The sequence below is a fragment of the Microcoleus sp. Pol7_B2 genome (assembly GCF_036701035.1).
Taxonomy (GTDB): domain Bacteria; phylum Cyanobacteriota; class Cyanobacteriia; order Cyanobacteriales; family Microcoleaceae; genus Microcoleus.
Genome location: NZ_JAUBQB010000034.1, coordinates 55,731 through 63,825, shown reverse-complemented (window position 1 = coordinate 63,825; position 8,095 = coordinate 55,731). Strand labels below are relative to the sequence as shown.

The following is an 8,095-nucleotide window of genomic DNA, read 5'->3' as shown; positions in this document are numbered from 1 at the left end:
TAACCAGTTAGATCACCATGAAGTAGATGACATTCATCTAAAAACAATACTATTATTTCCCCCGATTCTATACCAGCATTGTTTTTAAATAAAATATCGTTAATTTCTTCTGTCTTTTTTTTACCAGTTCTTTATCAAATTTAGGATTGGTTTTTTGAGTTTTTTTCCAACTAATTTTTGCCCGGTTGAAAACTTCATAGTAACTCTGTTTTGATTTACAGCGTATCCCAGGTTTATGAGGTACACTAATATTTAGTGTAGAAATAGTCCCAATGAAATCTTACTCAATCGAGTTCCGAGAAAAAATAGTCAAGGCTTACTTTCAAGGTAACACCTCAATCAGAAAAGTTGCGGCTAGATTTAGTGTAGCTAAAAGTTTTGTACAAAAACTCCTATCTATTCATAAATGTCAAGGTAGTTTAGAACCAAAAAAACCAGGTGGGGTAATGAAGGGGGCATTGTATGGAGCGGAAGTTCAACTACAGGCAATGGTTGAACGATATCCAGATGCAACATTATTAGAATATTGTGAATATTGGGCAGAAAATCATCATCAATGGGTCAGTAAAAGTGCAATGTGTCGGGCATTACAAAAAAAAAAACTCACAGTAAAAAAAAACATTGCGCAGTGACCAAGGGAAAAGAGAAAGAGTCCGAAACTTGAGAATTGAGTATTGGCAGAAAGTTAAGCAAATCGAACCAGAAAATTTAGTTTTTATCGATGAAATGGGCGTTTTACGCTTGGTTAACACGAACTCATGCCCGAAGCTATTATGGAAGTAGGGTCTATGATTTTAAACCATTTTATCGAGGCTCAAAGGTGACAGTAATTGGGGCAATTAGCTTAAAAAAAGTGTTAGCTGTAATGACATTGGATGGTTCAATGAATGGCAAAGCATTCCAAGTCTTGGTCGAAAAGTGTTTACTACCACAACTATGGGAGGGTGCGGTAGTTGTCATGGATAATGTCCCCGCCCATAAAGTGAAAGAAATCGAACCTTTAATTCAATCTGTTGGGGCGAGCGTTCTTTACCAATCACCTCCCGAATCCTGACTTTAATCCCATTGAACATTGGTGGTCACAATTAAAAGCTTTTTTACGTCAGTTTTCTCCCACTACTCCAAAAATGGTTGATGTTCTAATTGCCATCGCACTCGATTTGATGAATCCCAAACATTTAAAAAACTGGTTTACACACTGTTGTTACTGTACCTCATAAACCTGGGATACGCTGTATATATCACACCAAATTCTTGATCTAAATAAGTAACCAGCTCATCTAAATTACAATATTCTTTATTCTTTAACCACTCGATTACTTCAGTATTTTATCGAGCCGTTAAATACCCTTTTGACCCTTTATGTCCTAGTTTGATTCCGGCGAGGCCTTTGGTTGTAAATTGTTTTTTCCAATAACCAATAAAAAAATTACTTACACCTAAAATATTGCTGATTTCATGGTAGATATTACCTGAGAGCGCCATCCTTACAGCTATTGCTCGTTTTAGTTCTCTTGCATCGATATCACTTTTAATGAAAAATTCTAATTGGGCTATTTCTTTTTCCATATCTTTTTGTGAAAGTTGTAAGTTATTCATTTTTTTGTCATAATTAAGTATTGCATATAATTGTACCATAATCATGATAATGATGCGAGGATTGCTATAGCGATCGCAAATAATTTGTAAACTGCACTCGAACATGGTGCCGGCACTACCAGCATTCTGGCTTGGTTGGATTTACGAATGGGTAGTGCCCTGAAGGAAAGGATGGAGTAAACTTAAGCTACTATTAGAGAGAAGTGTTTGCCATTGGTTATATGACAGTAGAAATTAATTCTTGCCCCAATTGTGGCAATGTCGAGAATTTGGTCGTCAATTTGTTCTAAATCCCGCGTGGAAAACTATTACGAAAGAACAACAGGAGTTAATCCAGCGGATGCTACTTGAACGTATTTCTCAAGCCGGAATTGCTCGGGTATTACAAGTGTCAGAAGATACAGTGCAGCGGTACGTAAATGCTCTCTTCTGTTGTTGTTAACAAGCAAGTGTCGCGGAGTACCAAGCCAAAAAAGCGCCTGAATGTTCAGATGGATGAGTTATGGTCGGCAAGTTGACAATAAAGGCAATCAGCAGTGGGTTTGGCTGGCATTGGATGCCCAGACTAGGGAAATTGTTGGTGTACATATTGGAGATCGTAGCGCAGTATCAGAAGAGTGCCTTATGGAATTCCATGCCACCTGTTTACCGTCAATGTGCTGTAATTTATACTGACCATTGGAGTGCTTATGATTCTGTATTGCCCAGTAAACGTCATTATAGTGTAGACTCTCGATAGTGGTTGTACCAGCTATATCGAGCGATTTAACTGCAGCCTTCGACAACGAGTATCTCGATTGGTGAGAAAGAGCTTATCCAACTCTTAGAAATTGGAAAATCATATTGCTGCAATTTGGAGTTTTGTACATTATTATAATGCTAGTTTACAACTCTAGATACCTACTTTTTTTTTAATTCGGTTTTGTTTTATCATCTTGCTCCTTTCCTTCAGGGCACTACTATTGCCTGCTGTCTACGCCTAATGTCACGCTGCCTCCTGTGGTTTCCTGAAAAAACTACTCCTTAGATTTATACTCTAATATTCAGTCTAACTCAGTATGAACCACGTTGCTCAATCGTTAAGATAACGTTGGCTCTGATCGGCGTATCCTCGCCGACCATGCTCTTTGTCCCGGGCCAACAGGGCTCTCAGCTTTTCCGGTTGAGAATGTTGAGGCCAAACCATCCAAGTTTTAAGAGCTGAGGGTTTTTGGTGTTCCATCGTCTCTACAAAAGTCATAAAACACCGCAGACATCACCCGTCTACCCACAACGCCGGCCCCTTAAATCTCGCCCCACAGTTGGGAAATTCCGATCGCAACCTTAAGCAATGTCGATCGCCCCCAGCATCTCCAAATCATATCAAATCCGATCGCCAGTCCATCTCAGGACACGGCACCGCGCCGTGTCCTTAGCCGTAACTTATCGGCGACAGCCTTCGGCGATCGCCCTTAACACCGCTAGCCGCACTTCTGGATGAGATTTCTCAAGCCCGTTAGCCCGAAAAATCCAGTGTCCGCCGCCCGCGTGCTCGATCGCAATCTTTTGTCCGTCAGGCAAAACTATTTGCCACCAATTCAACACAGTGGCTTTAATAAGGTGGCACTGAATTTCGTTCAGTTGAGCCTCCATTAATTTCAGTTGACGCATGATTGGATTTTGGGCAGATGACTTCATGATTTTTCTCATTAAATGAATTCGACTGTTTCTCGGCTTTGATTTCACTTTGCCGATTTTTGAACTTAACTTCACCTTCCGAAGTTTTTGCCTTAACTTCCCTTTCCGAAGTTTTCGCCTTAACTTCCCTTTTACCACCTTTAGGGCCAACTTTGACTCCAAAACCTTTAGACTTAACTTTTCCTGGGGCAGAAGTTGAAGTCTGTTCCGTTGCCGGCTTCTTAAACTCTGCGTCTAATTGGTCTAAAATCTCCTCTTGTTCGGGAGTATGTTCCGCTGGCTGGTCTAAATTTCTGGGATTGTATTCGCCAACCAACCTTGCCAAAAATTCCGAAATTGACAGTCCGGCTGCGGCTGCTTTTTTCGTTAAAAGGGCGTAGGTGTCGGTTTTAATGCGAATTTGTTTGAGCCGGAGGTTGGGATTGTTGTCAACTGTTTCGGCAATAGTTACTGCGGTAATCCTTTCTTTGGGGATGACATCGACAACTTCTTGCCACTTTTCCTGTAAACGACAGTCGCCATATTGGTCGGTAATTGCGTGTTTGAACAAAGGGACAACTTGAGCGACGCAGCTAGGCAAAATCTCAAATCCGGCTTTAATTAAGCGCAGGCAAATGCCAGCAGCTTTGATAATTTGCGTGCAGTAAAAATACTGCCGACCTAATGCTTGTTCGCAGTAACTTTTAAAAGTTTTGAACTTGTCTTTGTACAATCGCAGTTTTCGGATCGCGTCCAGCATGATTCCTTGACGCACGTAGTCTAGGAATCCCCTTTTAATTTCGCCTGTCAGGTAGTCTAAATCGTGAAAGGGAGATTGATTCTGGATTTCTTCTTCAAAGTCTAGCAGCGGGCCTGCAAAGTGAAAGTTGGAGGCGACATCGCCTAGGTAGAAGTTGTCAATTGATGTGGACATGATCTGGAATGGTTCGAGAAAGGGCACGATAGCACGGAAGTTGTGCGATCGCAAAGGAGAAGTTTTGGTCTGGATATTTGATACAATTTTGAGTTGTGTTGTCCTGTGAGGTCGATCGACCTTTTACATGGCACCACCTCCTCGGCGTTGAGAAAAAAGGGGCTTGAGGTATGCGCCCTTGCCCGGAACATACGCTTGGGTATGCAAGCACAATTGATAGACACGAAAAATCAGGCGGTTCTTCAAACCTGCATTTTGACGAAAGGAGGCTCGCCCGGCCGCCCTTGCTTTTCCTATCTACTAGCAGTTTAGTGCCAGATACCAAGGATGTCAAGCACTATTTTGCTAGCAATTAACTGCTATAATTAATGGAAGCTGAAGATCGAGAAACGATAACCTTGAAAAACCTTAGAGAAAGTGCAAATTTGACCCAGCCCGAACTTAGTCGTCGAATGGGGGTAGGAATTCGCATTATTGGCGATTGGGAACGAGGGGAATCCATTCCTCGCTTCGATCGCGTCATTGCTCTGGCGCGCGAGCTAGGCGTACCTCTAAAAACACTTGCTAGATGTATGGGATTAGACGTAGCCAAAATTCCCGATGACCTACAAGCATTAAGTGTACTTCATCTTTCGGCGGAGGTCAAGAAGCTTGAAGCCGTGAAACAAGCTTCATGTATTGTGGCAGAAAATTCGCAAGAAAAGGAAAAGTCTCCATTAAGGCTTCTCAGAGAACAAGCTGGGCTAACCCGCCCTCAAGTCAAACAACATATCGGCATTTCTGAGCGGATGCAAGCTGACTGGGAATCAGGAAAGTCTATGCCAACTGTTGAAAACGTAGCTGCACTGGCTAACCTGTACCAGGTTTCTCTAAAAACTATGTTTGAGGTTTTAGGATTAGACGTAACTAAAATTCCCCATGACTTACCAAGTCGTGAGCCCTCACCGAACGACAACTAACCCGCAGGGGTTCGGAAATGTCTAGGGAAATGGGTTTGAGTCATGCACCCAAGCCCGGAAAATACTAAGGCTATAACTAAAAACTCAGAAGCCCGATCGACCTTTCATCGCTCAATCCGTGACTTTCCCTCTCAGAGCTTTAATCTGCCCTCGCTTGGTTTTGCTGTCGAGACGCTTGCGCTGGGAACTACGAGTTGCTTTGCTGGGTTTGCGCCTTTTGGGTATGACGATCGCACTTTTAATCAGTTCTTGCAGCCGTCTCAAAGCCTCCTCCCGGTTTTGTTCCTGGCTGCGGTGTTCCTGGGCCTTGATGACAATCACACCTTCGGAGGTGATGCGCTGGTCGTTGATTTGCAACAAACGCTCCTTGTAGCGATCGGGCAATGAGGAAGCTGGGATATCAAAGCGCAAGTGAATCGCACTCGCCACCTTATTTACATTTTGCCCCCCCGCGCCTTGAGAGCGAATCGCACTAATCTCGATTTCGCGATCGTCCAGGAACACTGTATTAGAAATTTGTAGCATGATTCATCAGTGAGATTAATGATACTGGGAAAGCAGTGCATCTTTTATATATAACTTAGTTTAGTATATAAGTTATTTACAATTTTTAGCTAGCAGGATGAATTCGATTAGTTTTTTTCTATCCCATAACTCTACGTCGTTAGACTTAGCAAGATTGTAAGCATTTTCTGTAAATCTGTTGTTCGTAATTACTCTTCCTTTATTTCCTTTGTAATGTCTGACGGCTCCTGCTACTTCTTGAACTGCTTTAATCCCAACTGGATTTTTGCTTCTTTTCGCTTGAACCACGGTTTTGGAGCCATCTTTGTATAAAATTAAATCCGCCCCATAATCTTGACTCTCTTGAGTTAAAGTAACAGTATAACCAAAGTTGACAAAATGAACCTCTAGAAATTTTTCAAACTCTTTTCCCGTCATTTCATCCACTTCCAGAATACCACTGCCTAATAAACGCTTGTTTTCCTCTTCTTCTTTCAGTGTATCCAATACCGATGTCGCAATCACACCCAAAACGGCAGCGGCTCTTCCAATAAAAGATTTCATATAATTACATTTTTTTTAAATGAGTAGTTATGATGTTAGCAGATTTGCTCAGTATAGTTATCTACTAAGATCACAAGTAAGATCACAAGCACATTGTGATCTTACTTACTGATTCTTTTAGATTCCCGATCTAAGACTTGGGCTTTTTGTCTCCACTCAAGTTCAAGTATGGTTCAAAGAGTCAGGCGAGAGTCAAGGGATTTTATAGTTGAGAACTGTAACAAAACTTTAATCACACCCAAACCGTAGGTTTAGCAAAAATTCCGGCGGATACAGTGACAATAGGCAATGCTGTAGCCTAAGATCGGTTTAAATTGTCAGTATCATCTCAAAGCAAGGGTGCAAAATGGCAGATATCAACGGCACGATGATGCAATATTTCCACTGGTACATTCCCGATCAAGGAACCCTGTGGGATGAGGTGAAAAACCAGGCGAAAGAATTGGCAGATGCGGGTTTTACCGCACTGTGGCTGCCCCCAGCTTACAAAGGAAGTGGCGGGCAAAGCGACGTTGGATATGGGGTTTACGACTTATTTGATTTGGGAGAATTCGACCAAAAAGGTTCAATTCGCACCAAATATGGTACTAAGCAGCAATATTTGGATGCGATCGCAGCCCTGCACAAATCTCAGCTCCAAGTCTATGCCGATGTAGTTATCAACCACAAAATGGGTGCAGATGCAGCAGAGATATTTAAGGCAACTCCTTATCCTTACCACGATCGGCTAAATCCCAAAGGTTGGTTGCAAGAAATCAAAAGCTACACCAATTTTAACTTTCCCGGACGCCAAGGTAAATATTCCCAATTTGAATGGCACTGGTGGCATTTTGACGCAGTAGACTATAACGAATACAATCCAGACGATCGCGGCACAGTCTATTTGGTAGAAGGCAGAATGTTTGATGACTATGTTGCCCTAGAAAATGGCAATTTTGCCTATTTAATGGGGTGCGATCTGGATTTCCAGGATCAATGGGTACGAGATGAAATTACACGCTGGGGTAAGTGGTATCTCGACACAACAGGTGCCGACGGTTTCCGTATAGATGCCATCAAGCACATATCGTCTTGGTTTTTTTCGGAATGGTTGGATGAAATGGAGCGATATGTCGGCAAAGATTTGTTTGTTGTCGGTGAGTATTGGGCACCAAATATCGATATCCTGCACTGGTATGTCGGTTCAGTTAAGGGCAAAATGTCAGTTTTTGATGTGCCACTGCATTACAACTTTCATTACGCCAGTCAACAGAGTGGTAATTACGATATGCGACGCATCTTAGACGGTACAATGATGCAGCAGCAACCGACTCATGCAGTAACGTTTGTCGAAAACCACGATTCCCAACCGCTGCAAGCACTTGAATCTGTTGTAGAACCTTGGTTTAAACCTCTTGCGTATGCGATTATTCTATTGCGAAGAGAAGGTTATCCCTGCGTTTTCTACGGCGATTATTACGGTGCAGAATATGAAGATTGGGGGCGTGATGGCAAGCGGTATAAGATTGTTTTACCGTCTCATCGATCGCTAATTGACAAGTTTCTCCATGCTCGCAAACACTTCGCCTACGGCCCTCAATATGACTATTTCGATCATTGGAATACCATTGGCTGGACGAGATTGGGGAATGGGAAACATCCACAGGCAATGGCAGTAATTATGAGTGACGGCCCGGAGGGTTCCAAGTGGATGGAAGTTGGTAAACCTCATGCTAAGTTTGTGGACTTAACAGGGCATATTAAGGAACCTGTTTCTACTAACGAGTGGGGTTGGGGCGAGTTTCGCTGTCAAGGGGGTTCAGTATCCGTGTGGATTCAGGAATAAGATCGGTTGGCAGTAATCTCATGTTCTATCTGTAAGGTGCGCCGAAACGCACCC

10 protein-coding genes are annotated in these 8,095 nt (G+C 42.6%); 4 read left to right on the top strand and 6 right to left on the bottom strand.

Annotated elements, in window-relative coordinates; translation table 11 throughout:
- Positions 1–67 precede the first annotated feature (67 nt).
- Positions 68–226 (bottom strand): winged helix-turn-helix domain-containing protein, encoded by a 159-nt coding sequence (locus QUA57_RS28700; protein ID WP_445304478.1) that lies wholly within the window; start codon positions 224–226, stop codon positions 68–70.
- Between the two features lie 46 nt (positions 227–272).
- Between QUA57_RS28700 and QUA57_RS14885 the strand changes: the two genes are divergently transcribed.
- Together QUA57_RS14885 and QUA57_RS14880 are read left to right on the top strand one after the other, a co-directional pair.
- Positions 273–632, top strand: a complete 360-nt coding sequence (locus tag QUA57_RS14885; protein WP_333061932.1) for a transposase — start codon at positions 273–275, stop codon at positions 630–632.
- 89 nt (positions 633–721) lie between these two features.
- Positions 722–1,054 carry a transposase gene (locus QUA57_RS14880; RefSeq protein WP_333061935.1) on the top strand — a complete coding sequence of 111 codons (333 nt, stop codon included), beginning with the start codon at positions 722–724 and terminating at the stop codon, positions 1,052–1,054.
- A 275-nt stretch (positions 1,055–1,329) separates the two neighbouring features.
- Here the strand turns inward: QUA57_RS14880 and QUA57_RS14875 are convergent, their stop codons facing one another.
- From QUA57_RS14875 to QUA57_RS14865, 3 genes are all read right to left on the bottom strand, one after another.
- Positions 1,330–1,599 (bottom strand): helix-turn-helix domain-containing protein, encoded by a 270-nt coding sequence (locus QUA57_RS14875; RefSeq protein ID WP_333061936.1) that lies wholly within the window; start codon positions 1,597–1,599, stop codon positions 1,330–1,332.
- A 1,422-nt stretch (positions 1,600–3,021) separates the two neighbouring features.
- Positions 3,022–3,183, bottom strand: a complete 162-nt coding sequence (locus QUA57_RS14870; RefSeq protein WP_246276752.1) for a hypothetical protein — start codon at positions 3,181–3,183, stop codon at positions 3,022–3,024.
- 7 nt (positions 3,184–3,190) lie between these two features.
- Positions 3,191–4,189: a hypothetical protein gene (locus tag QUA57_RS14865; RefSeq protein WP_333061938.1), complete on the bottom strand. Its 999-nt coding sequence runs from the start codon at positions 4,187–4,189 to the stop codon at positions 3,191–3,193.
- A gap of 398 nt (positions 4,190–4,587) precedes the next feature.
- On the opposite strand from QUA57_RS14865, the gene QUA57_RS14860 reads away from it, so the two are divergent.
- Positions 4,588–5,148 carry a helix-turn-helix transcriptional regulator gene (locus tag QUA57_RS14860; RefSeq protein ID WP_333061939.1) on the top strand — a complete coding sequence of 187 codons (561 nt, stop codon included), beginning with the start codon at positions 4,588–4,590 and terminating at the stop codon, positions 5,146–5,148.
- Positions 5,149–5,259: 111 nt separating this feature from the next.
- Here the strand turns inward: QUA57_RS14860 and arfB are convergent, their stop codons facing one another.
- Positions 5,260–5,673, bottom strand: a complete 414-nt coding sequence (gene arfB / locus QUA57_RS14855; RefSeq protein ID WP_190732410.1) for an alternative ribosome rescue aminoacyl-tRNA hydrolase ArfB — start codon at positions 5,671–5,673, stop codon at positions 5,260–5,262.
- 72 nt (positions 5,674–5,745) lie between these two features.
- Positions 5,746–6,216: a restriction endonuclease gene (locus tag QUA57_RS14850; protein ID WP_333061940.1), complete on the bottom strand. Its 471-nt coding sequence runs from the start codon at positions 6,214–6,216 to the stop codon at positions 5,746–5,748.
- A gap of 346 nt (positions 6,217–6,562) precedes the next feature.
- On the opposite strand from QUA57_RS14850, the gene QUA57_RS14845 reads away from it, so the two are divergent.
- Positions 6,563–8,041, top strand: coding sequence for an alpha-amylase (locus QUA57_RS14845; RefSeq protein WP_333061942.1), 1,479 nt, complete (start codon positions 6,563–6,565; stop codon positions 8,039–8,041).
- Positions 8,042–8,095: the final 54 nt, after the last annotated feature.

What these genes read in the sequence shown, in the direction of transcription:
- QUA57_RS14875 (WP_333061936.1), bottom strand. Translation starts at nt 1,599, where the DNA reads ATGAATAACTTACAACTTTCACAAAAAGATATGGAAAAAGAAATAGCC.
- QUA57_RS14850 (WP_333061940.1), bottom strand. Translation starts at nt 6,216, where the DNA reads ATGAAATCTTTTATTGGAAGAGCCGCTGCCGTTTTGGGTGTGATTGCG.
- QUA57_RS14845 (WP_333061942.1), top strand. Translation starts at nt 6,563, where the DNA reads ATGGCAGATATCAACGGCACGATGATGCAATATTTCCACTGGTACATT.
- QUA57_RS14865 (WP_333061938.1), bottom strand. Translation starts at nt 4,189, where the DNA reads ATGTCCACATCAATTGACAACTTCTACCTAGGCGATGTCGCCTCCAAC.
- QUA57_RS14880 (WP_333061935.1), top strand. Translation starts at nt 722, where the DNA reads ATGAAATGGGCGTTTTACGCTTGGTTAACACGAACTCATGCCCGAAGC.
- QUA57_RS14885 (WP_333061932.1), top strand. Translation starts at nt 273, where the DNA reads ATGAAATCTTACTCAATCGAGTTCCGAGAAAAAATAGTCAAGGCTTAC.
- arfB (WP_190732410.1), bottom strand. Translation starts at nt 5,673, where the DNA reads ATGCTACAAATTTCTAATACAGTGTTCCTGGACGATCGCGAAATCGAG.